21 protein-coding genes are annotated in these 22208 nt (G+C 64.7%); 6 read left to right on the forward strand and 15 right to left on the reverse strand.

Features of this window, described 5'->3' with window-relative positions; genetic code table 11:
- Positions 1-100: 100 nt before the first annotated feature.
- The 8 genes from P1T08_09830 to gatC form a co-directional block, all read right to left on the reverse strand.
- Positions 101-880: an extracellular solute-binding protein gene (locus P1T08_09830; GenBank protein ID MDF1596375.1), complete on the reverse strand. Its 780-nt coding sequence runs from the start codon at positions 878-880 to the stop codon at positions 101-103.
- Positions 877-1866 carry an ATP-binding cassette domain-containing protein gene (locus P1T08_09835; GenBank protein ID MDF1596376.1) on the reverse strand — a complete coding sequence of 330 codons (990 nt, stop codon included), beginning with the start codon at positions 1864-1866 and terminating at the stop codon, positions 877-879. Before P1T08_09835 ends, P1T08_09830 begins: the two co-directional genes overlap by 4 nt.
- Positions 1859-2560: an ABC transporter permease gene (locus P1T08_09840; protein MDF1596377.1), complete on the reverse strand. Its 702-nt coding sequence runs from the start codon at positions 2558-2560 to the stop codon at positions 1859-1861. The genes P1T08_09835 and P1T08_09840 overlap by 8 nt, the downstream gene beginning before the upstream one ends.
- 9 nt (positions 2561-2569) lie before the next feature.
- Positions 2570-2707, reverse strand: a complete 138-nt coding sequence (locus P1T08_09845) for a hypothetical protein (protein ID MDF1596378.1) — start codon at positions 2705-2707, stop codon at positions 2570-2572.
- 125 nt (positions 2708-2832) lie between these two features.
- On the reverse strand, positions 2833-3462 hold the full coding sequence (locus P1T08_09850; GenBank protein MDF1596379.1) for an HAD family phosphatase: 630 nt from the start codon (positions 3460-3462) through the stop codon (positions 2833-2835).
- Positions 3459-4907: an Asp-tRNA(Asn)/Glu-tRNA(Gln) amidotransferase subunit GatB gene (gene gatB / locus P1T08_09855; protein ID MDF1596380.1), complete on the reverse strand. Its 1449-nt coding sequence runs from the start codon at positions 4905-4907 to the stop codon at positions 3459-3461. The genes P1T08_09850 and gatB overlap by 4 nt, the downstream gene beginning before the upstream one ends.
- Complete coding sequence (gene gatA, locus P1T08_09860; GenBank protein MDF1596381.1) at positions 4904-6367, reverse strand: Asp-tRNA(Asn)/Glu-tRNA(Gln) amidotransferase subunit GatA; 1464 nt, start codon at positions 6365-6367, stop codon at positions 4904-4906. The genes gatB and gatA overlap by 4 nt, the downstream gene beginning before the upstream one ends.
- Positions 6364-6654 carry an Asp-tRNA(Asn)/Glu-tRNA(Gln) amidotransferase subunit GatC gene (gatC, locus tag P1T08_09865; protein MDF1596382.1) on the reverse strand — a complete coding sequence of 97 codons (291 nt, stop codon included), beginning with the start codon at positions 6652-6654 and terminating at the stop codon, positions 6364-6366. Before gatC ends, gatA begins: the two co-directional genes overlap by 4 nt.
- Positions 6655-6778: 124 nt before the next feature.
- Here gatC and P1T08_09870 point away from each other — a divergent pair, with 124 nt between their 5' ends.
- Genes P1T08_09870 through P1T08_09880 form a run of 3 tightly spaced genes read left to right on the forward strand, consistent with a single transcriptional unit; the run spans position 6779 to position 11542 of the window.
- Positions 6779-8650, forward strand: a complete 1872-nt coding sequence (locus P1T08_09870; GenBank protein MDF1596383.1) for a DUF1925 domain-containing protein — start codon at positions 6779-6781, stop codon at positions 8648-8650.
- A complete protein-coding gene (locus P1T08_09875) occupies positions 8647-10035 on the forward strand; it encodes a glycogen/starch synthase (GenBank protein MDF1596384.1) in 1389 nt (462 codons plus the stop codon). Before P1T08_09870 ends, P1T08_09875 begins: the two co-directional genes overlap by 4 nt.
- A gap of 13 nt (positions 10036-10048) precedes the next feature.
- Positions 10049-11542, forward strand: a complete 1494-nt coding sequence (locus P1T08_09880; protein MDF1596385.1) for a hypothetical protein — start codon at positions 10049-10051, stop codon at positions 11540-11542.
- Positions 11543-11658: 116 nt separating this feature from the next.
- Here P1T08_09880 and dapE read toward each other — a convergent pair whose 3' ends face one another.
- The 3 genes from dapE to P1T08_09895 are packed head-to-tail and all read right to left on the reverse strand — an operon-like array spanning position 11659 to position 14638.
- Complete coding sequence (gene dapE, locus P1T08_09885; protein ID MDF1596386.1) at positions 11659-12708, reverse strand: succinyl-diaminopimelate desuccinylase; 1050 nt, start codon at positions 12706-12708, stop codon at positions 11659-11661.
- The gene (locus tag P1T08_09890; protein ID MDF1596387.1) at positions 12705-13511 is read right to left on the reverse strand and encodes a 2,3,4,5-tetrahydropyridine-2,6-dicarboxylate N-succinyltransferase; all 807 of its coding nucleotides are present in this window, start codon (positions 13509-13511) and stop codon (positions 12705-12707) included. The genes dapE and P1T08_09890 overlap by 4 nt, the downstream gene beginning before the upstream one ends.
- On the reverse strand, positions 13493-14638 hold the full coding sequence (locus P1T08_09895) for an aminotransferase class I/II-fold pyridoxal phosphate-dependent enzyme (GenBank protein ID MDF1596388.1): 1146 nt from the start codon (positions 14636-14638) through the stop codon (positions 13493-13495). The genes P1T08_09890 and P1T08_09895 overlap by 19 nt, the downstream gene beginning before the upstream one ends.
- A 92-nt stretch (positions 14639-14730) precedes the next feature.
- Between P1T08_09895 and P1T08_09900 the strand changes: the two genes are divergently transcribed.
- The 3 genes from P1T08_09900 to P1T08_09910 all read left to right on the forward strand — a co-directional run bounded on the left by P1T08_09900 (position 14731) and on the right by P1T08_09910 (position 17423).
- The gene (locus P1T08_09900) at positions 14731-15744 is read left to right on the forward strand and encodes a 50S ribosome-binding GTPase (GenBank protein ID MDF1596389.1); all 1014 of its coding nucleotides are present in this window, start codon (positions 14731-14733) and stop codon (positions 15742-15744) included.
- A 35-nt stretch (positions 15745-15779) separates the two neighbouring features.
- Positions 15780-16205 (forward strand): hypothetical protein, encoded by a 426-nt coding sequence (locus P1T08_09905; GenBank protein ID MDF1596390.1) that lies wholly within the window; start codon positions 15780-15782, stop codon positions 16203-16205.
- A 132-nt stretch (positions 16206-16337) separates the two neighbouring features.
- Positions 16338-17423: an alkaline phosphatase family protein gene (locus tag P1T08_09910; protein ID MDF1596391.1), complete on the forward strand. Its 1086-nt coding sequence runs from the start codon at positions 16338-16340 to the stop codon at positions 17421-17423.
- On the opposite strand, the gene P1T08_09915 is transcribed toward P1T08_09910, so the two are convergent.
- Genes P1T08_09915 through mnmA form a run of 4 tightly spaced genes read right to left on the reverse strand, consistent with a single transcriptional unit; the run spans position 17414 to position 22129 of the window.
- Complete coding sequence (locus P1T08_09915) at positions 17414-18109, reverse strand: site-2 protease family protein (GenBank protein MDF1596392.1); 696 nt, start codon at positions 18107-18109, stop codon at positions 17414-17416. The genes P1T08_09910 and P1T08_09915 overlap by 10 nt on opposite strands.
- 20 nt (positions 18110-18129) lie before the next feature.
- On the reverse strand, positions 18130-20157 hold the full coding sequence (gene ligA / locus P1T08_09920; GenBank protein ID MDF1596393.1) for an NAD-dependent DNA ligase LigA: 2028 nt from the start codon (positions 20155-20157) through the stop codon (positions 18130-18132).
- On the reverse strand, positions 20145-21074 hold the full coding sequence (locus P1T08_09925) for a hypothetical protein (GenBank protein ID MDF1596394.1): 930 nt from the start codon (positions 21072-21074) through the stop codon (positions 20145-20147). Before P1T08_09925 ends, ligA begins: the two co-directional genes overlap by 13 nt.
- Positions 21071-22129: a tRNA 2-thiouridine(34) synthase MnmA gene (gene mnmA, locus P1T08_09930; GenBank protein ID MDF1596395.1), complete on the reverse strand. Its 1059-nt coding sequence runs from the start codon at positions 22127-22129 to the stop codon at positions 21071-21073. Before mnmA ends, P1T08_09925 begins: the two co-directional genes overlap by 4 nt.
- Positions 22130-22208: the final 79 nt, after the last annotated feature.

The following is a 22208-nucleotide window of genomic DNA, read 5'->3' on the forward strand; positions in this document are numbered from 1 at the left end:
TCCCCGGCCCACTACCAACGATGTCCTGAACCCCATAGACGGTCTACAAACCGCCAACGATGTCCTGGACCTTCCCCTCTAGGTTCTAGGTTCTGAGTTCTCAGTCGGTCGGTTCGTAGACGCTGCGGCCGAACAACTCCTGGTTCAGACGTGCGACGGCCTCGCTGCCCTCCGGCGCCAACAGCCAATCGAGGAACTCCTCGCCGGCGCTCCGCTCGGAAGAAGCCGCAACCACGATCAGATGGTACGGATTGGCCGGGATGCCGGTCACGTCCAGGGGTTCGAGGGTCAGAGCATCCGAGGCGGCCAGGAACGCACCAAGCTCGCTCAGGGTATAGGCGTCACGCTGATCGGCCACTTGCAGGGTCAATCCCATCCCCTGGCCCGTCTCGATGTACCAGGGCTCCTTGCCCGGCTCGACTCCGGCTGCCTCCCACAAATCGACTTCCATCTCATGGGTTCCGCTCCCATCGGCCCTGCTCACGAACGGACCGCCCTGTCCGGCAATTGAACGCAGCACCTCCGCGACGGTGCCACCGTCCGGCACGCCATCAGGTGGACCGACGATCACGAAGGAACTGGTCAACACGAGCTCATAGCGGGCGGCCAGTCCCTCACCGACGAAGGCAGCCTCCAGGGCCGGGGCATGGGTGATCAGCACATCGGCGCCGCCGCGCCGCCCGAGCTCGAGCACCTGAGCGGTCGCCTCCCCCACAACGCTCAGCTCGATGTCCGGATGGCCTGCCTCGAAGGTCGCGGCCAGTTCATCGAGCAAACCGCTATCAACGAGGGTCGTCCCGGCCGCAACTATCACCCGCGTCTGCCCGACACTCGAACACGCCACCAGCACGAGCAGCAGCACCGCAACGGCCTGCTTCACGTCGGATTCACCCGAACGGCCGCCGCCTTGACCGTCGCCGTGACTCCTGCCCCCGGCTGCAACTGCAGCACTTCCTGCGAACCGGGCGTGACCAGCGCCACTACCCGGACGCCGGCGTCGATCACTATCTCGACGAGCCGGCCGAGTTGCCTGACCTCAGCCACCTGCCCCACCCATCGATTCCGAGCACTACCTGCAGCCCCATCACTGCCGCGGAACAACGTAACCGACTCGGCGCCGAACACTGCCCTCCCCGGACTACCGGCGGGCACATTGCCCAACCCCCAGATCGTGAGGTCGCCAGCTCGCAGCGAGTTCAGCGGACCCTCCCCTTCGGTGACTTCGCCGTCGATCACGTTGCCGATCCCAACCGCCGCCGCGACTTCATCGGAGACCGGCAGCGAGAACACTTCGGCCACCGGGCCCTCTTGAAGCAACCTGCCGTTCACAAGGACCGCCATCCGATCGCCGAGCACGGCTGCTTCGTCGCGATCGTGGGTGACGATCACGGCGCCCCGATCGCCGAGTCCATCAAGGAGCACGGCAGCCACCTTCATTCGATCACGGGCATCCTGAGCAGACAGCGGCTCGTCCAACAGCACCCAGGGTTCCGGTCGCGCCAGCGTTCGGGCCAGTGCCACCCGCTGCGCCTCTCCCCCGCTGAGCGAGGAGGCTGCGTATATCAGCAGCTCTCCGACACCGAGCCGGTCGGCGAGCTGTCGGGCTCGAACCGCCTCTTCGGCCGAGAGACCGAGGCCCATATTGAAGCCGGCGCTCCCGCGAAACAGATAGGGCCGCTGGGGCAGGTAGGCGGCCTCGAGCGCCGGACCTCCGCCGAGCGTCCCGGCCAGCAGTCGGAGCAGTGTCGACTTCCCCGCGCCGTTCGGGCCGAAAACCACCAACCGATCGCCCGGCCGCAGCTCCAGTCCATCGATGGTCAAAACCGATCCGTCCGCAGGAAAGCGAAGATCCAGTCTTTCATTCATGTCGGCCACTTCTCAGTTGCATCCAGGTGAGGAAGCCGTTGACGGCTGCCGCCAGAATGATCAGCAGCAGTCCGAGCGCCAGCGCATCGCCGAAGTTCGCCTGGCGTGTTTCCTGCACGATGGCGGTGGTGAGCACCCTGGTTTCTCCAACGATGTTTCCGCCGACCACCAGTACCGCCCCCACCTCGGACACCACTCTCCCGAAGGCGGCCGCTACCGCCGCGACCACTCCCGGCCAGACTTCGACCAGCATGACCCGACCGCGCTCCCAGCCGGGAAGGGCCAGTGCAGCCAGCTGCTCTGAGGCCGCCGGAGGCAGCCCCTTGATTGCGCCGGCGGTGACGCCGGCCGCGATCGGGATGGCCAGCATCGTCTGGGCGGCCACCATGGCGGCCGGGGTGAACAGCAATCCAAATCCGCCGAGTGGCCCGGTGTCCCACAACACGAGCAGCAGTGCCAGACCGGCGAGCACCGGCGGTATCCCCATTCCGATGTTGACCGCTACGAGCCAGGCCGTCCGCACTCTCGTCCGCCCCAGCGCGATCCAGGTACCGAGCGGCACCCCGACTACGACACCGAAGACCGTCGCCAACAGCGAAACGACGAGTGTGAGGCCCAGAACCTGCCGGAGCTCGTCGCCGAACCCGAACAGTGCTTCCAGCGCGTCGCCGAGGACCTCAACGAGGAAGTCCATGAGACCCGATCAGGACTGGAAGTAGTAGAACCAGGCGGCGACTCCGACGATCCCGGCGTAGATCGCCAGCTTGAAGAACTTCTTGAAGATCCACCACCCGACCAGGGCGGCGGCGGCGATACCGATGTACAGGGAGAGGTTTTCCATGCGGGGAGGATAGTCAAGCGCTCAGTTGGCAGGTGCAATGCGCCAAACGCTCATCGAGGTTCAGTGTTGAGTCCCGGTTTCCGGCCCGTTGGCGGCCACTTGTCTTGATGCCGGCCGCGTTCGGGCTACGCCAGTACGGCCGGGGTCAGGCGGGGGACGATGATGTCCGCCTGAGCCAGTTGTTCCGGCGAGTAGGAACCGCGCAGCACCGCCACCACGCGCATCCCGGCAGCTTTGCCCGCCGCCACTCCTGCCGGTGCGTCCTCGACGGCCACACACTCGGCCGGATCGACGCCCAGCCCTTCGGCGGCGGCTAGATAGATGTCGGGCGCCGGCTTGCCGCTGGGCACTTCGTCGCCGGCAATCACGACGTCAAAGAAACGGTCGAGACCGGTCGATCGCAGTGACAGGTCGAGTCGCTCCCGCGGGCTACTGGACGCCACCGCCATGGCTCGCCCGCGCTCGTGCAGCACTTCAAGCGTATCCGCAGCATCTTCGAAGGCTTCGAGATACTGTTCAAATAGCGCACGCACCCGATCGGCGAGCAGCGGCCAGAAGTCCTCATATGGAGGCAGCTCGGCACGACCGGCGAAATGGTCGAAGGCGTCTCTCTCGGTACGCCCCGAGAGATCGGCCACCTCCTGTTCGGAAATCTCAACGCCATGCGGTCTCAGCGCTTCGCGCCACGCAGACCAGGCCAGATCCTCCGAGTCGACCAGCACGCCGTCGCAGTCGAAAACGATAGAACGGCTCATCGCGAGGCCCTGTCCCGCAGGATCTCATTGACGACCTTCGGATCCGCTTTGCCGGAGGTAGCTCTCATCACCTGCCCGACCAGGTAGCCGAAGGGCTTCATGTCGCCGGCGCGCAGGGTCTCGAGTGCTTCGGGGTTGGAGGCCAGCACGGCATCAACCGCGGTTTCGATAGCACTCGTGTCCGAAATCTGGATTAGATCCCGAGCAACCGCCACCTCCCCTGGTGAACCCTCACGATCGAGGACGCCGGTCAGCACCTCTTTGGCAGCCGTGGCGGAGAGTTTCCCGTCGGCCAGCATGCCGGTGATCTCGACGAGATAGGCGGCGGTCAAGCCGGTCTGGTCGACCGGGGTCTCCTTCCGGCGCAGATAGGCGGTGGTCTCGCCACTGAGCCAGTTGGCGGCCTGCTTGGGATCGGCTCCCATGCCGACTGCTTCCTCGAACAGAACGGCCACGTCTGCTTCGCCGGCCACCAGCACGGAAGCTGCATGGGCTTCAAGCCCGAGCTCGATGTATCGCGCACGGCGCTGGTGGGGAAGCTCCGGCAACTTCGCGCGGATCTGTTCCCGCCACTCGTCTGACACGACGATCGGCAGCAGGTCGGGTTCGGGAAAGTAGCGGTAGTCCGAGGAGCCTTCCTTCGATCGCATGGCCCGCGTGCGCCCGGCTTCTTCGTCCCAGTGCCGCGTCTCCTGCTCGATGCGCTGCCCGGCTTCGACGGCCTCCGTCTGCCTGATGATCTCGAAATCGAGGGCTCGTTCCAGCGAACGGAACGAGTTCATGTTCTTGACTTCGACCTTGGCACCGAGTTCTGTGTCCCCTTCCGGCCGGATCGACACATTGGCGTCGAAACGCATCGATCCCTCTTCGAGCCTGGCGTCCGAAACACCGAGGCTCAGCACCACATCTCGCAACTGCTGAGCGTAGGAGCGCGCGTGAGCAGGGCTGAAGATATCGGGTTCACTGACAATTTCAACGAGCGGTACACCGGCTCGATTGAAGTCGAGGAGGGTCGCCTCAGCCGAATGGATTCGGCCGCCGCCACCCATGTGAATGCTCTTTCCGGTGTCCTCTTCCTGATGCACCCGATTGATCGCCACTCTGACGGTCTCACCGTCGACTTCGACGTCGAGATGACCGCCAGAGCACACCGGGATGTCGTACTGCGAGATCTGGTAGTTCTTCGGAAGATCGGCGTAGAAGTAGTTCTTGCGATGAAAGATGCTCTCCCGGGTGATGGTGCAGTTCAACGCCAGGCCGATTTGCACGATCCACTCGATGGCCTGTTCGTTCGGAACGGGTAGCGCTCCCGGTAACGCCAGGCACACCGGGCAAACGTTGGTGTTGGGAGCTGCTCCGAAATCGACCCGACACCCGCAGAACATTTTCGAATCGGTAAGCAACTCGACGTGCACCTCGATGCCGATCACGGGCTCCCAGTTCATGTCCACTCCTCCAGCCGCGGCGGCCGCGATTCGAACGCCACGGCCTGCTCCACGGCTCTGGCCACCCGGAACAGGACGGCCTCTCCCAGCGCCGGGGCCATGATCTGGAACCCGACCGGGAGACCGTGGCGGTCGAGTCCGACCGGGACTGAAATCGCCGGGTGGCCGGTGAGGTTGGACGGGATCGTGCAGATATCCGACAGGTACATGGAGAGGGGATCTTGTGTCTTGGATCCGATCTCGAAGGCGGTAGTCGGGGTGGTGGCGGAGACCAGGACATCAACCTGACGGTAGGCCGCCTCGAACTCGCGGAGGACCACGGTCCTGACCTTCTGCGCCTGACCGTAGAAGGCGTCGTAGTAGCCGGCCGACAGGGCATATGTGCCGAGCAGGATCCGCCGGGTCACCTCGGGACCAAACCCGTCTGCGCGGGTCGCCGTCATCATGTCCTCGACCGTTTCCCCATCGCGTCGTAACCCGTAGCGAACACCGTCGAATCTGGCGAGGTTGGCCGAGCACTCGGCCGGCGCAATCAGGTAGTAGGCGCTCAGCGACACATCCACCGAGGGAATCGAAACCTCTATCACCTCTGCTCCGGCGTCGCTCAGCAGATCGACCGTGTGGCGGACCGCCGCCTCCACGTCGGGTTCGAAGCCTTCGCCGGTCAACTCGCGAACGACGCCGATCTTGAGACCTCGAACGCCGGCTTCCAACCCGTCGCGAAAGCCCGAACGGTCACCCCGATAGGAGGTGGCGTCCAGCGGATCATGGCCTGCCACTGCTTCGAGTGCCGTAACGGAATCTTCCACCGTGCGAGTAATAGGACCGATCTGGTCGAGTGACGAAGCGAACGCAATCAGCCCGTAGCGACTCACCAGGCCGTAGGTGGGCTTCATCCCGACGACCCCGCACAGTGCGGCCGGCTGCCGTATGGAACCACCCGTATCGGAGCCGAACCCGACCACCGCCGAACCCACGGCCACGGCTATCGCCGAACCACCCGACGAGCCGCCGGGAACTCGATCGGTGTCCCACGGGTTGCGACTCGGCCCGAATGCCGAGTTCTCGGTCGAGGAGCCCATCGCGAACTCGTCCAGGTTGGTCTTGCCGACGACCACCGCTCCCTGACCCTTGAGGCGGACAACGGCGGTCCCGTCGTAGGGGGGCACCCACCCGGCCAGGATTTGTGAAGCGGCCGTCGTGGCAATGCCTCTGGTGACCAGGTTGTCCTTGAGCGCCACCGGAATGCCCTGGAACGCGCCCGAGTCGCGGCCCGAAGCGAACGAACCGTCGGCCGCCTCGGCAGCTGAGCGGGCCCCGTCGTGGTCGAGCGTGAGAAAGGCGTGTAACTCGGCTTCGGACTTGGCCGCCCGATCGAGTGCAGCATCGGTCAACTCACGGGACGACGTGGATCCGTCGCGAAGGGCGGTCGCCGCCTCTGAGAGTGTGTAGTCACTCACGGCGCCTCGAGATGAGGTGGAACCCGGAAGTAGCCGTCCTCATGGTCGGGAGCTTGTGCCAGCACCTCGTCTCGATCGAGCGGCGGACGGACCTCGTCGGGGCGAAAGGCGTTCACCATGGGAAGTGGGTGGGCGGTGGGTTCGACACCGTCGGTGTCGATTTGCTGAACGCGGGCGGCATGTTCGAGGATCACGCTGAGCTGCGTCGCATAGTGGGAGAGCTCCTCGTCGCTCAGCCCCAGCCGGGCGAGCCGCGCAACATGAGCAATATCAATGTCGATGGGCATCAGCTGAGTTTAGGGGTTGTGACGCGACACCTCTCTCGCCGCCCGGCCGCGCCCCGGGCGAGGCCGGCGGGTCGTACCCCCGCCGTCGCCCGGCTAGCGTGAACGGCGAAGGAGGAGCGACGACGTGCAACTGATATTCGCTGTGCATTGCCACCAGCCGTTCGGGCAACTCGAGACGGTTCTGGACCAGGCCATCCAGCGCGCCTACCTGCCGTTTCTCTCCGTTCTCGAACGCCATCCGGATGTGGCAGTGAACGTCCACTATTCAGGACCGCTCCTCGAGCAGCTCGACGACCGGAACCCCCTGCTCCTCGAAGCGCTGGCGGGGTTCGGCCGCCAGATCGAATGGATGGGCGGGGCTATGTACGAACCCATCCTGCCGGCGATCCCTCCGCGCGACCGGCTCGAGCATTTCAAGCGGATGCGGGCGACCATCAACGAGCGCTTCGCCCAGGATCCGGTCACGGCCTGGATCCCTGAGCGCGTTTGGGAACCCTCGCTCGTGGATTCCCTCGTTGAAGCGGGATACGCGGCCGTCCCACTCGACGACGTCCATTTCGAGCGGGCGGGCCTCGAACATCTCGATCGCCCGTATCTCGTTCACCATCTCGATCAGCTCATCACGGCGTATCCCATCTCCGTCGACCTCCGCTACGCAGCGCCGCGGGAAGACCCGGTGGTGTTGATCGAGAGCCTCCGCCACCTCCACGAGCACAATCCAACGGCGACAGCCGTGCTGGCCGATGACGGCGAGAAGTACGGCCTGTGGCCTGGAACTCATTCGCTCGTTTACAGCACCGACGGGTGGCTCGACCGGTTCTTCGCCGCCGCCGAGGTGGCAGATTGGGTGGAGCTGACCACCTTCGAGCAACACCTGTCCGATCACCCTGCCTCCGAGCGGACTTCACTTCCGCCTGGCTCATATCAGGAGATGACGGAGTGGTCGGATGGGAGATGGGAGCACTTCCTCGATCGCTATCCGGAAGCGGATACCCTCTACCGCAAGATGCTCAACGCATCGAATCGGGCCGCCGGAAGCAAGGCCCCGGCGGCCGCCCTCACCGAGATGCTGCGCGGACAAGGCAACGACGCCTACTGGCACGGGGCGTTCGGCGGGTTGTACCTACCGCACCTCCGCGCCGAAACACACCGGCGCCTGCTGGCGGCGAGGATCGCAGTGGACGAAGCCGGACGATCTGGGCGCTCGTGGGTGAAGGTCCACCGATTCGACTGGGATGCAGACGGGCGCGACGAAATCCACGTGGAGCTCCCCGACCAATCCTGGGTCCTCGACCTCGATGACGGCGCTTTCGCCTACTTCGACGACAAGCCGTCACAGTGGATGGTGCCGGATGTGGTCGCCGCCCATGTAGAGGGCTATCACACGGACGAGACACCATCGCGGGTTCATCGCTGGTTGGCGACGCGCACACTCCCGATCTCCTCAACTCCCGGGTCGCTCGAAGCGATCGGCCCCGACGTCGTTTCTGTAGGCCCATTCGAAATTGATGAGGTGGATGCCGGGCGGGGATCGGTAACGTTGACATCGACGTCTCACGAGGGGCGGGTGCGACGGGTACTACACGCCGAGAATCGCAAGTTCGATATCAGCTATGAGATCGACGATCTCCCCGATTGCCGATTCGGACCCGAGTTCCCGATCGGCATCTGGCGGGGCGCGGGTTCGTTGCGGGTTGATGGCGGGCCGTGGCAAGTTGTCGACATGCCGCTGGCACTGACCGGACACCGCTTCAGGTTTCGCCACGAGGGCAGGAGGAACGAGATCTTGATCGCTCTGCGACAGCCCGGCGAACTGTTTGTGTTGCCATTGACAACCGCCAACCGCAACGAGTCCGGCCGCGAAGAGATCCAGCAGGGCATCCTTCTCTGGCCCCACTGGGTGCGCCCGACCGGCGGAATCCACAGCCTGAGCGTGGAGGTGCTCGATGTGGCAGATGAGCCGGCCCCGGCCGAGGCAGAGGTGGACGAACAGTGAAAGTCCTCCTGGCCGCGTCTGAGTTCTCTCCTCTTGCCAGGACCGGTGGTCTGGGCGAGGCGGTGGCCGGCATCGCACGGGCGCTGGTGGCGGCCGGTCACGAGATTTCGGTTGCACTCCCCCGCTATCGACATCTCACCGCACTCGGAACGGCCGGCCCGTCGGTCGGCCCGGCGCAGGCAACGTACCGACACGGGATCGGAGGGGTAGAGGTGATCCTGATCGACGATCCACCTGCTTTCGATCGGGCCGGAATCTACGGCGATGGACACGGCGAGGGCTACGACGATCAATGGTGGAGATTCGCCAGGTTCTCTGCGGCCGTCCGAGTACTTGCTCATGACTACGACCTGGTCCATCTTCACGACGCCCACGCCGGTTTGGCCGCTCTGGATAGCGTCGTTCCTGCGGTGTTCACCATTCACAACTCGGCCTATGGCATCTTCGGTCCGCTGGTTGAGACGGCGGCCATCATCGGCGCCGATCCCCGCCATATCCAACCTGAAGGTGCACTGGAATGGTGGGGCCAGGCGAGCTTCCTCAAGGCAGGAATCGCCGGATCAGACCGCGTCACGACCGTGAGTCCCACGTTCGCCAGACAACTGACGGAAGATGGTTCGATTTCGGGTGGCCTGGACGGTGTCCTACGGGCGCTACCCCACCCGGTGGCCGGCATCGTCAACGGCCTCAACCCGGACGAGTGGAACCCGCGCACCGATCCGGCCGTAACGGCTCCCTTCACTCCCAACCGGCCGTACGGCCGGCGAGCGACCAGGGAGTCGCTCCTGGCCGAATCGGGGCTCTCCGACGGCATCATCTTCGGCAACGTCGGCCGCATGACCGAGCAGAAGGGCCTCCACTTGCTCGACCCGTCGATCGACCTGTTGATCTCCGAAGGTCTGCGGTTGGTTCTCGTTGGCGACGGCGAACTGAACCACATGGTCGACGATTGGGCGGAACGGTTCCCGCATGCCGTGTGGCACGCCCCCTATGAAGAGCGCCTCGCCAGAGTCGTGTCGGCCGGAACTGACTTCTACCTGATGCCATCGCGTTTCGAACCGTGCGGCATTGGACAGATGTACGCCATGCGCTACGGCTCGCCGCCGGTTGTGCGCTTCACCGGAGGGCTGAACGATACGGTCATCGACCTGGACGAGAGCCCCGCCGATGGCACCGGATTCGGCTTCCGGGACTTCAGAACCGAAGAACTGGTCAAGACGGTGCGCAGGGCTATGCGGATCTTCCGGCAGTCGCGAGCCGAGTACAGGAGGCTGCAGCGGAACGGCATGCTCAGTGACTTCTCGTGGGGGGCGGCCGCTCAGCACTATCTCGTCACCTACGAGCAGGCAACGACCTACCGTCGGGAACGATTGGCCCTCCGGTGACGTCGTAATGAGGATGAGAAAGATCATCCTATGGATGGCTCTGGGTGTCGTTGCGACTGCTTGCTCGGCTGATAGCGTCGCGACAACGACCTCTTTGCCGTCGAGTCAAACGACAACCACGATGGGGACCACCGACACGACCTCGCCTCCGGTCTCGACCACCCGGCCGGCACCGCCGGACGTTTCGCTGATCGTGTCCCGCGCCGGAGGCATCGACCTCCTCGCCGACGGTATCGATATCGAACTCGAAGGCGATTCCGATTACCCGGTGGTCGCAGCCTTCGATGATCTGGCCGGTGGCCTCGTGTATCAGTATGAGTTCACGCCCGAGCAATTCCCGGCGGACAGCATCCTCTGGATTCCTGCAGGCGGTTCTGCGCCGACGGTCATCCTGTCTGCAGATCCTGGGCGAACGATCCGGCTGCTCGACGTCGAAGTGCTGGATGGTCGTACGAACGTGCTGTTCCTCGAAGGTGATCCGGGGACCCATCCGGATTCACTCTTCATCGCCGATCTGGCTGGAGGAGCGCCGACCCGCCTGGCCGGCGCTGAACCGGGGGGCGAGGCGGGTCCGGCCGGCGTCACACCGACCGCCGTCCTGAGCGGCTCCCTGTCGGAGGCCGGTGTCGCCGTCGTCTGGTGGTATGGAGACATCGAAGCAGCCTGCAGCTACGTGGAGGTGGTCGACTTCGATGGTGAGGTGATTTTCGGACCTCTTCCCAACCTATGCGGGGAACAGAACCTCAATCAGGCGGCGCTCTCGGCGGATGGATCGCGAATCGCCTACGCAGGTGGAGACACCGTCGTTGTTGCCGACGTCGAATCCGGGGACGTGCTGGGCGAGTGGGTAACCGACGACGTGAGCGGCCTCGACTTCGACGGATCGACGGTCATCGTGACGACCGTCAACGGCTTCACCACACTGTCGCTCACCGGCAGAGCAACGGTCACCTATCCGCTACCACCGGCGACCAGGCTGATCGTTGCCGCCAGAGGGCCGGTCGACCTGGCGGCCGGAACATTCCTCGGCGGGGTGCGAACGTTGTCGACGAGTTGTTCTGCAACCGGTCTGCCGTCGACACCCGAGGCGCAGGGCGGGCTACCGGAAGCCGTCTCCATGACCAGGGAAGCCATCGTGGCGGCAGCCACCAGTTGCGACATAGATTCGCTGGCCGCCCTGGCGGGCGAGTCCTTCGTCTACGGCCTCGATCCGGTCGCCGGCCCCGGCCGAACCTGGCGGCAGATCGAGCAGCGGGGTGGTGGTGTGCTGGCCCGTATCGCCGATGTTTTGGCCTTGCCGTATGTGGTCATCGACGTTGATGGTTCCCGGGTCTATACCTGGCCGTCGGCTTTCCAGGAACAGCCCACCGAAGCGGACTGGGACGCGCTCAGTGCGGTTTACAACGAAGAAGACGTCGACAACTTCAAGGCCCTGGGTGGCTACGCCGGTATGCGAGTCGGCATCGCCGAGGACGGAGCCTGGGCTTTCGCCGTCGAGGGTGACTAAAGCGGAGGTTCTGAGTTATGGGTTGTAGGTTCTTGGTTGGTCCGAGATAGAACCTGGAACTCACAACCTGGAACTCACAACCTGGAACCTCGGGTGGCCACACTCCTGGCGGTCGCCTAGGAGGTCAGAAAGGCCTTCATGCCCTCGAAGGCCGGTTCCAGGTTGGCGATTGGAACGTGCTCGTGCACCTGATGGGCTTGTGCAACGACGCCGGGTCCGTAGTTGACGGCAGGCACCCCGTAGAGGGCGAGGCGGGCGACGTCGGTCCATCCTTGTTTGGCAGCCCGGTCGGCCTTCGTTACCGCGGCGAGACGATCGAGATGCGAATTGCCTTCCGGGACCGGGGCGGCCGGGGCACGATCGACGATCTCCACGTCATCGGCAGCCAGGGTCAGCAACCGCAAGCGCCCGACTGCTTCTTCGATGCTGAATACCGGAGGAAACCGGTAGTTCAGGTTCACTTCGAACATCGCGGGCAGGATGTTGTTGGCGATGCCACCCGCCGCCTTGGTGACCGAGTAGACCTCGCGGTACTCGAGGCCGTCGATCTCGAACAACACCGGTTCACGCTGATGGAGTTCGGCCAGCCATGCCCCCGCCTTGGTAATGGCATTCTGACCCAACCACGGCCGGGCGCTGTGGGCGGATTTCCCCGTGAATCGCACCGTGGCGTTGATGGCGCCGTTGCATCCGATTTCCAGCCGGAGGTCCGTCGGCTCCATGACCACGGCAAACTCGGCGTTCCGCAGCCACTCGACCTCCTGGAGCACTCGCTCGAGGTTGTTCCCGGCGGCCGGGCCCTCCTCTCCGTCGTAGAAGATTCCAACCACGTCGTAGGGCCCGTGGCGCACATCTGTGTCTTCGAGGAGATGCACCATGACGGCGACGCCCGCCTTCATATCGGAGGTGCCGAGACCGTACAGCAGTCCGTCCTCCTCGAAGGCGGGCGGTTGGCCCTGCGATGGCACCGTATCGATGTGACCTACGATGAGCATCAGCGGCTTGCCGGTCGGGCGGCCGATCACCACGCTGTCTCCGACACGAACGATCGACTCCTGGTCGTAGGATCCCGCCAAGCGATCTATCAACGCCGAACAAAGGCGGGCTTCGTCGCCGAGTTCGGATGGCGTGTCGACCATCCACACCAGAGTCTCGAGCAGCGTCATACCGTCAATCCGAACGTCCGGAGCGCGTCGTTGAGCGACGTACGATCGTCCGTCGCTTCGGAGCGATGGCCGATGATGTAGGCGCACTGGAGATCGACGGTGCCCGCCGGGAACTGCTTGGGCCTGGTACCCGGCACCACGACCGACCGGGCGGGTACCCGTCCCTTGAAGGTCACGGGCTCTTCACCCGTTACGTCGATGATCGGAATCGTGGCCGTGATCGTTGTATTTGCGCCGAGGACCGCCCCCTCTTCGATGATGGCCCCCTCGGTGACGATGCAGCGGCTACCGATGAAGGCACCGTCCTCAACGATGACGGGGCGGGCATTGGGAGGCTCCAGCACTCCCCCGATGCCGACGCCGCCCGACAGATGCACGTTCCGGCCGATCTGTGCACACGATCCCACGGTGGCCCAGGTGTCGACCATCGTCCCTGAGCCGACCCTGGCGCCGATGTTCACATAACCGGGCATCACCACGACCCCCGGTTCGCAGAATGCGCCGTAGCGAACGGTTCCGGGCGGTACGACGCGTACTCCGAAGTCGGCGAGGTTCGACTTCGTCGGGATCTTGTCGTGATACTCGAAGGGACCCGCCTTCATGGTGGTCAGTTCCTGCATCCGGAAGTAAAGGAGGATCGCCTCCTTGACCCACTCGTGCACGATCCATTCGCCGTCGATCTTCTCGGCCACCCGCAGCTCGCCGCGATCGAGCGAGGCGATCGTCCGCTCTACGGCCGGGCGCGCCTCGGCGAGACGGTCGAGATCTGCATATACCGCTTCGATCAATTCCCGGTCAGACACGTCGTCAGCACCTCCACCGCGTGTTCGGACTCTTCCAGCGTCGGAACCAGGGCGAGCCGGATGTAGCCCTCGCCGCCGGGCCCGAAGGCACGACCGGGCGAGACCAACACGCCTCCTTTGAGCAGGCGCGCCGCAATTGCGACATCGTCGTCGACCTCGACCCACAGGTACAGGCCGGCTCTCGACGCCACCACCGGGTAGCCGAGGTTCTCAAAGGCTGCTCGCAGCAGTGCTCGCTTGGCCCCGAATATCTGCCGGCGCTCGGCAGCGTGATCATCGTCCGACCAGGCGGCCACCGCAGCCGACTGCACAAACTCGGGCGAAGCCGTCCCGGTTGACGTCCGCAGCGAGCGCAAGGCGGTAATCGCCCTTGCATCACCAACGATGGCCGCCGACCTATAGCCGGTCATTCCAGACCGTTTGGAGAGGCTCAGGAACGATAGAGCGCCCTCGATTCCATCGTCGGCCACTTCGAGGATCGACGGCGGTTTCTCATCTTCGTAGAGGTCGACGTAACACTCGTCGCCCATCAGCCACGTATCCGTTTGCCGGGCTTTGCGATACATGGCTTCGACGTCGTCCCGGCTGGCGAGGGCGCCGGTCGGATTGTGCGGATAGTTGGTCCAGACGAGGCTGGCCCGTTCCCACACGGGCTCGGGAATCTGATCCGGGCGCAATACGAAGTCGCCGGTCAGTGTCACCGAATGGCCGACCGCGCCGGCCAGCAGGGCACCACGTTCGTAGATCGGATAACCCGGGGTCGCCCACACGACCACATCGCCGGCCGATCGATCGACGAACGCAAGCGGCGTGGAGAAGATGGCTTCCTTCGATCCGGCCGTAGGGAGGACGTTGCGATCAGGGTCGATCCGAACGCCGAACCTCCTTTGTACGTAATCGGCGACTGCCCTGCGCAGCTCTGGAAGACCGGTGGTGGTCGGGTACTGGGAAACGACCGGGACTGCGGCGCGGAGGGCGTCGGGGATGAACGCCGGTGTGGGTTCACGAGGATCACCGACCGAGAAGTCGAGTAACGGGTGACCCTCGGCGCGCATCGTGCGGGCCTGCTCCTGGAGTTCCGCAATCGGGTAGGAGCCGAGGCGGTCAAGCACGGGGTTCGTATGCATGCCCGGAACGGTAGTCGGCGCGGGAGCGGCAATAGGTAGGCTCAGACGCACAGGAAGGAGGGCACGACGGTGGCTCGACCGAGGAGACGACGGTGCCGGCGAACCTGACCCCTGCCTACAAATCTGCCGAGGCTGCCTACAAGAAGGCAGCCGATCCGGCGGAGCGTCTGGATCTGCTGCGAGAGATGCTGCGTCAGATTCCCAAACACAAGGGAACCGACCATCTCCAGGCAGATATCAAATCCAAGATCAAGGAGCTGACGGAGGCGTTGACCGGGCCGAAGAAGGGAGGGGCCAGAGGCGGCCCGCCCACGTCGTTCCGGCCGGAAGGAGCGGGACAGATAGCGCTGATCGGTCCGCCCAATACCGGGAAGTCGACGCTGCACGTTCGACTCACCGGGTCACACTCGGAGACCGGGCCGTATCCGTTCACGACCCAGTACCCCCAGCCGGGGATGATGCCGTACCTCGATATCGCCTTCCAGCTGATCGACCTGCCGCCGGTTTCGGAGCTGCATCCGATCCCCTGGATGAGCAACACGCTGCAGTCGGCGGATGGTTGCCTGCTGGTCGTGGACCTCGGACACCCCGAGTGCGTCGAGGAAACCCTGGCCGTCCTCGAACTCCTCGCAGCACGCAAGATCCGGCTGACCGAACGCTGGCCGGCGGACGGCGGCACCATCGGGGATCCGGCCGACCCGTTCACGCAATACCTGCCGACGATCCTCGTCGCCACCAAGAGCGACCGCAGCCGCGACCCGGGCGCCGACCTCGTCGTCTTCGAGGAGTTGACCGGTCTGCGATATCCCTACCTGGCGGTTTCGCTCGAGGAGGGACGGGGACTCGAGGAGATGGGGGCAATGCTGTTTGAACGGCTCCAGGTGGTGCGGGTGTACACGAAAGCGCCCGGCAAGCCGCCCGACCTCGATCGGCCGTATGCGATGCGAACTCGGCAGACCGTCGACGACCTGGCCGAGTTGGTGCACCGGGACTTCGCAGCGGGCCTTCAGTTCGCCCGCGTTTGGGGCGACGGCAGCTTCGATGGGCGCCACGTGGGGCGTGACTACGAACTCACGGACGGGGACGTCATCGAACTGCACATTTGAACGGTTTGCCCGGCAAGCCCGTACACTCGCTCGCCGTGAGAGCTACTCGATCGATTCAGGCGCTGCTGGCGGTCGCCGTCCTTGCCGTCGTGCTACTGGCCGTCTCATACGGCAGGGTGGACCCCTCGCCGGCGGATGAGGCGAGGTCGCCGATTGTCGAACGCGTCGAACCGGCGCCGGGAGACCTCGTGCCGCGCCAGTCGGTGATCGAGATCGACCTACGCACGGGCTACGTCGCCGAATTGTGGGTACTGGCCAACCCGTCGGCAGGTACCTGGCAGCGGATCCCGGACTCCGAGCTGACCTTCATCGAAGGAACCGGGGTCCATACCTGGGCGCCGGGGCCGGGCCGGACCGTCGAGGAGTGGCCGGCCGGTGAGCACACCTTGCGGATCGTCTGGGATACCATCACCGGACTGCCCGACGTCGGTGAATACGAGTGGTCGTTCCGCTCCTACTGAGGTGTTCTCCGCAATGCACTGACCCCTTTTCGAGTCATTACATTGCGCAGAAACCGACCTGTGTTTTCTCCGCAATGCAGTAACCGCTTTTCGAGTCATTGCATTGCGGAGAAAACAGATAGCCTCGGGGTTATGCGCGCACCCGACTACTCAGGCGGCGGACTCGTCAACCTGGCGGCCGAGCTCGAGTTTCGCCTGCGCGGTGAGCACCTCTCCCCGCGGCTCTATTCCGATCTCGTCGCCACCATTCCCGACGCGTCCACGTACGTGCTGGCCCTCTTCGACGGACTAGGCGATCTCCAACTCGCCCATCCGGCCGCCGCCCCGCTGCGTAGATACCGCAAGGCTGCCCTCGACGCCGCCTTCTCCACCCAGACCACGGTGAATCTGGCCACTCTGGCCACCGCCACGCCCCCCTCGGTGCACGGACTCGTCGCCTACCTTCTGCGATTCCCCGGCCGCGTCGTCAACACCATCTGGTGGTTCGACCTCCTCGGCCTACCGGTCGAGACCGATTACGCCTCCTTCCTGCCGGCGCCCAACCTCCCCGAACGGCTGGCGGCGGCCGGCATCGAAACCGTCGTCATTCAGCCCTCCGGCTATGAGGGCAGTCCCCTCTCAGAGGTCCTCTTTCGCACCGGAACCGCCATCGCCTACTCAGACGACACCAACGCAATCCCGCTGGCGTTGGAGGCGGCCGCTCAGCCTGGACGCTTCGTGTTTCTCTACTTCCCCCATGTCGACGCAGCCGCCCACTCCGAGGGCCAGGGCTCTGACTCCTATGCCGGGATGATGGATCGAATCGCCCGATACTGGGCGGAGCTGGCGGCGGGGCTTCCCGACCATGCGGTGGCCGTAGGCACCGCCGATCACGGACACGTCGATGTTCCACCCGAAGGCAGGCTCCACATCGATCCGCCGGACGGCCTGATCCTCCATGGTGACTCCCGTTGCGTCTGGGTGGCCGGCGACCGCGCCGCCGCCCGTCGAATGGCGGCCGATCTTCCGGTACGTTGGGTGGACCGGTCCGAGATGAGCGGCTGGTGGGGTCCTGAGCCCGTCTCGCCGACCGCCGCTGGACGACTACCGGACGGGGCGCTCATCGCAGAGGATTCGATTGCCCTGCACTACCCCGGCAGCGACGCCGAACTGGTTGGGTATCACGGCGGTCTGAGCCCTCAGGAGTTGCGGGTCCCGTTGCTGGTCGCTCACCCCTGACTGCGGGCTGCTGAGAACTCCTGAACCGCAAACAGCACGAAGATGATCGGGGCAAAGGTGTAGCCGCGCGAATAGAACCACCATGCGGCACCGACGGCCACGATCAGACCGATGACCGCAGCATGGAATCGTCCCCGACCGGGCATGACCTTCTCGAGCAACACTGCCAGCATGTGCGATCCATCCAACCCCCCGATCGGCAGCCAGTTGAGTAGGCCCCACACAACGCTGATCCAGATGAACGTCCCCAGGAAGAACTCGATCCAGAGTTGATCCTGGAGGATGTTTCCAAGATAGATGGTGAACGGAGACTCTATGAAGAGCTCTGCCTCGAAGCCGAACACGCCGGCTCGCACGAGACCGAAGACACCCAACGCAAAGGCGACCTCGAGACCCGACCCGGCGGCCGCCACCAGGAATCGCTTGCCGAGCGATTTGTTCATCCACGGCGCACTCCAGAACGTCGTCCCTCCTATGCCGTGAATCGTTACCCGATCGACCGATCCCCCTAGCGCGCGAGCGGTGAACGCATGACCGAGTTCGTGAACGAGAACGGAGAAGAACGCCGCCGCCATCCACAAGGCGATACCAACGGCCCCGTAGCCGGCGTCGAGTACGAAGACGGCCAGAATCAGAAAGGTGGCGTGCAGGTGCAGGGAAAACCCGAACAGGCGTAGCTTGAGCATGAAGACGGCAGCCTAGAGGGTCAGGTGCCTTCACCCAGTGTCTGCGGTCCCTGATCAAGGAGCAGGACGAATCGACCCTCGTCGATGATCGGCACTCCTAGCTCCGCCGCGTTCGTCAGTTTGGATCCGCCCGGCGAGTCGCCGGCGACCACCGCCGTGGTCTTCTTCGATACCGAACCGGTCACCTTGCCGCCCCGTTCTTCGACTGCCAGCTTGGCCTCATCTCGTGAGAAGCCGGCCAGTGTCCCGGTCACGACGAGCGTCACCCCGCTCAGGAGGTCGCCGGTCGCCGCCTCGGGTTCGGTGGCTGCCAGCCGTACACCGCCGGCACGGAATTTCGCGATCAGCGGGGCCGTCTCGGGGGCCGTCGCCCAATCGCGCACCGATCGGGCGATCGTGGGGCCGACACCCTCGACGGCTGCGATCTCCTCTTCGGAAGCGGCCAGCAACGCATCGATGCTTCGGAACGTCCTCGCCAGTACCCTGGCAACCGAGCCACCCACATGCCGGATACCGAGGCCGATCAGGAGCCTGGCCAGATCGCGATTCCTGGCCTCGTCGATTCCGGCCATGAGTTTCCCGACTGAAAGGTCACCCCAACCCTCGCGGCCCAACAGGGCTTCGGGCTCTAGAAAGAAGATGTCGGCCGGATCGCTGATCAAGCCTTCGGAGATGAGCAGGTCGATGGTTTTGTAGCCCATGCCTTCGATATCCATGCCGCTCCGACCGACGAAATGCGCCAGCCATTCCCGCAGGCGGCTCGGACACTCCAGACCACCGGTGCACCTGGCGACCTTCTCGCCTTCCGGCAGGACGATCGGATTGCCGCAGAACGGGCAGTCGTCCGGCATATACCAGACCTTCTCAGCGCCGGTGCGGAGGGAAACCACCGGCCCGACGACCTCCGGGATAACCTCGCCTGCCCGGCGGACGATTACCTGATCACCAATCCTGACGTCCTTGCGATGAACCTCGTCCTCATTGTGAAGCGTTGCGTTGGTGACTGTGACCCCGCCTACGAATACCGGTTCGAGTACCGCAAACGGTGTGACCCGACCGGTCCGACCCACACCCACTTCGATGCCGCGCAGCCTCGTGATCTGTTCTTCCGGCGGGAACTTGTAGGCGATGGCCCAACGGGGTGCTTTGGCGGTGAACCCGAGCTGCGCTTGCTCATCGAGGCTGTCCACCTTGATGACCACACCGTCGGTCTGGTAGTCGAGATGATGACGGGCCCCCTCGGTTTCGACGACGTAGCGCTCGACGGCGGCCAGGTCGTCGACCGCCTGCGAGGCAGGATTGGTCCGGAACCCGAGCGCAGCCAGGTACTCCATCATCTCCCAGTGGCGGTCGAGAGACGGACCACCTTGAACGAATCCAAGCTGGTACACCCAGATCGAGAGGTCGCGCGAGGCGGTGACGGCGGGATCCTTCTGCCGGACGGACCCGGCTGCCGCGTTGCGGGGATTGGCGAACACCCTCTGACCCGCGTCGAGCTGGGCGGCGTTGAGGGCCTCGAAGGCATGAATCGGAAAGTAGATCTCCCCGCGGGCTTCGAGGATCTCGGGGGCATCTCCAAACAGGCGCAGCGGAACCGCCTCAATGGCCCGCACGTTGGCCGTTATGTCTTCACCCGTCGTACCGTCGCCCCGGGTCGCGGCGCGAACCAGGACTCCGTTCTCGTAGGTCAGCGAAACCGCCAGCCCGTCGATCTTGAGTTCGCAGACGTAGCCCGACGGGGCCCGACCGAGTTGCCGGGCGGCTCGGTCCTCCCACGCTTCGAGGTCCCCGGTCGACTCGGCGTTGTCGAGGGAGAACATCGGCTCCCTGTGCGTTACCGGCGCGAAGAGATCCGACGGGGTCGCACCGACCCGCTGAGTCGGCGAGTCGGGCGTGATCAACTCGGGGTGTTCGGCCTCGATTGCGATGAGTCGATGGAGCAGTGCGTCGTAGTCCGCGTCGCTAATTTCGGGTTCGTCGAGAACGTAATACCGGTGGGCGTGGTAGCGAACTTGATCCCGCAGTTGCTCAATGGTCACGTCGTCCATAGCTCGGTCAATACTCCTACGACGCTGCGGACGGTGCCTGCCACGATCTCAGCCTGGCCCTCGGTCAGGCCCGCCAATCCGCACGAAGGCGTGTACAGAGCGTCCTCGGTGAGCGACACCATGTCGGCGCCGCCCAGCACGAGCGTACCGATTGCGCGCTGGAGGCGCGACACGAGATCGCGCGGCGGTGAGCCCATGGTTGCCGGGGCCACTCCCCACATGATTCTGGTACCGGCACTCGTGGCGGCGGCAATCGACTCGTGCTCCTCTTCGAACTGCGGCCCAAGCGCATCGAGATCCCATGAGATCCACGCAGGGTCAAGTCCGGCGACAAACGCCCAATCGGTCGGGCCGCAGCAGTGGATGCCGGGCCTCAACGGGAGGTCCTTCATCGTCTTCTCGAGCAGCGAGTGAACATCGCTCCTGCTGATCGGGAACAATCGCTCACCGACACCGGAGAGAGCTGGCTCGTCGAGCAGGAGAATCAGCTCCGTGGTTGGGAGCCGGGAACGGATCGCGTCAACGTGCGCGCTGATTCGGTCCGCCAGTTCAACTGTGAGGCATTCGTACAGGTTGTCACCACCGGGATGCCCCGCCGCCAGCATCGCGACGGCCAGCGTGACCGGACCGGTGACCTGCGTCTTGAGGGTCTCGATGTCCGGTGGGAGCATCCGCAGCAGCGTGTTTGATCCGAGCAGCGCCTCAGTGCGCTCGCTGTGAGGTGCTCCGTACCTGAGACCGAGCTCCGAGTCCGAGAACCCGCACCCACAGAGGCCGTCACCCCACTGAGGCAGCATCCGTTCTGCCGGGTGCCGGTTGGGAAGCTGCGGGAGGTATGGGACGTCGGTCGTGTCGAGGACGAACAGGGCGGCCGCGGTCGGGTCGATGTGAGGAAGACTTCCGATCCCGGTGATCATGGTGTCACTATCGTGCCGCCACCGACGACTTCGTCGCCGGCGTAGAAGACGGCAGCCTGTCCGGGGGCGATGGCTCCTTGCGGTTCGTCGAACTCGACCGACGCTCCCCCGGATGAGGGGGCGACCGAACCGGGCACGGCCGCCGTCTTGTAGCGGACCTTGACATCAAAGACGCCCGGGAGTGGGGGCTCGCCGGCCACCCAGACGGCTGCATCGACGCGGAAGTCCGTGGTCGCCAGTTCTTCCTTGCGGCCGAGAGTGATCGTGGCAGTCGACGGCTCGATATCGATCACATACCGGGGCTCACCGAGCGCTACGCCCAGTCCCTTTCGCTGCCCAATCGTGAAATCGATCACCCCGTTGTGCGTGCCCAGCTGCAGACCATCCGAATCCACGATCGGCCCCGGTTGGGCGACCTCGGCAGCCTGGTCCCGGAGAAAGTCGCGGTAGTTGCCGTCACCGACGAAGCAGATGTCCTGGCTGTCTGGCTTGGCTGCCGTTCGCAGACCGAGCCCTTCCGCATAGCGGCGGGTCTCAGCCTTCGATTGCTCGCCGACCGGGAACCGGACCCGCTCGAGTTCGGCCTGCCCCAGCATGTACAACACGTAGGACTGGTCCTTTGCAGCGTCGACGCCCTTGAGCAGGTGCCAACCCATCTCATCACGGTGGGTGCGGGCATAGTGCCCGGTGACCAGCACGTCGCAGCCGAAGTCGGCCGCCTGGTCGAGGAGACGGGAGAACTTCACGGTGCGGTTGCATTCGACGCACGGGTTGGGTGTGCGGCCACTGAAATAGTCGCCGATGAAACGATCGACCACACCCGACATGAAGTCATCGGTGTAGTCGAGGACGTAGTACGGGATGTCGAGTTGGGCAGCCACCCGGCGGGCATCCTCACTGTCGGACACCGTGCAACATCCGGCCGTAGGCGCCTCGCCGTTCGGCCCTTGCCAGAGCTTGAGGGTCGCCCCGATCACCTCGTGACCTTCCTCGACCATCATCGCCGCAGCCACGGACGAGTCGACGCCCCCGCTCATGGCCACCATCACCCTCATCGGCCCCCCTCCCAACCGTTTTCGCGCGGGAATCGCTCCCCATACGGTGGGAATCCCGCGCGAAAACGAAGTTGAAGGG

This window comes from Acidimicrobiia bacterium (genome assembly GCA_029210695.1).
In the GTDB taxonomy this organism is placed as follows: domain Bacteria; phylum Actinomycetota; class Acidimicrobiia; order Spongiisociales; family JAHEDJ01; genus JAHEDJ01.

Excerpts from the sequence above, each read along its gene's own strand:
- P1T08_09835 (MDF1596376.1), bottom strand. The coding sequence starts at position 1,866 with ATGAATGAAAGACTGGATCTTCGCTTTCCTGCGGACGGATCGGTTTTG.
- P1T08_09840 (MDF1596377.1), bottom strand. The coding sequence starts at position 2,560 with ATGGACTTCCTCGTTGAGGTCCTCGGCGACGCGCTGGAAGCACTGTTC.
- P1T08_09845 (MDF1596378.1), bottom strand. The coding sequence starts at position 2,707 with ATGGAAAACCTCTCCCTGTACATCGGTATCGCCGCCGCCGCCCTGGTC.
- P1T08_09850 (MDF1596379.1), bottom strand. The coding sequence starts at position 3,462 with ATGAGCCGTTCTATCGTTTTCGACTGCGACGGCGTGCTGGTCGACTCG.
- gatB (MDF1596380.1), bottom strand. The coding sequence starts at position 4,907 with ATGAACTGGGAGCCCGTGATCGGCATCGAGGTGCACGTCGAGTTGCTT.
- gatC (MDF1596382.1), bottom strand. The coding sequence starts at position 6,654 with ATGCCCATCGACATTGATATTGCTCATGTTGCGCGGCTCGCCCGGCTG.
- P1T08_09880 (MDF1596385.1), top strand. The coding sequence starts at position 10,049 with ATGAGAAAGATCATCCTATGGATGGCTCTGGGTGTCGTTGCGACTGCT.
- dapE (MDF1596386.1), bottom strand. The coding sequence starts at position 12,708 with ATGACGCTGCTCGAGACTCTGGTGTGGATGGTCGACACGCCATCCGAA.
- P1T08_09895 (MDF1596388.1), bottom strand. The coding sequence starts at position 14,638 with ATGCATACGAACCCCGTGCTTGACCGCCTCGGCTCCTACCCGATTGCG.
- P1T08_09910 (MDF1596391.1), top strand. The coding sequence starts at position 16,338 with ATGCGCGCACCCGACTACTCAGGCGGCGGACTCGTCAACCTGGCGGCC.
- P1T08_09915 (MDF1596392.1), bottom strand. The coding sequence starts at position 18,109 with ATGCTCAAGCTACGCCTGTTCGGGTTTTCCCTGCACCTGCACGCCACC.
- ligA (MDF1596393.1), bottom strand. The coding sequence starts at position 20,157 with ATGGACGACGTGACCATTGAGCAACTGCGGGATCAAGTTCGCTACCAC.
- P1T08_09925 (MDF1596394.1), bottom strand. The coding sequence starts at position 21,074 with ATGATCACCGGGATCGGAAGTCTTCCTCACATCGACCCGACCGCGGCC.
- mnmA (MDF1596395.1), bottom strand. The coding sequence starts at position 22,129 with ATGAGGGTGATGGTGGCCATGAGCGGGGGCGTCGACTCGTCCGTGGCT.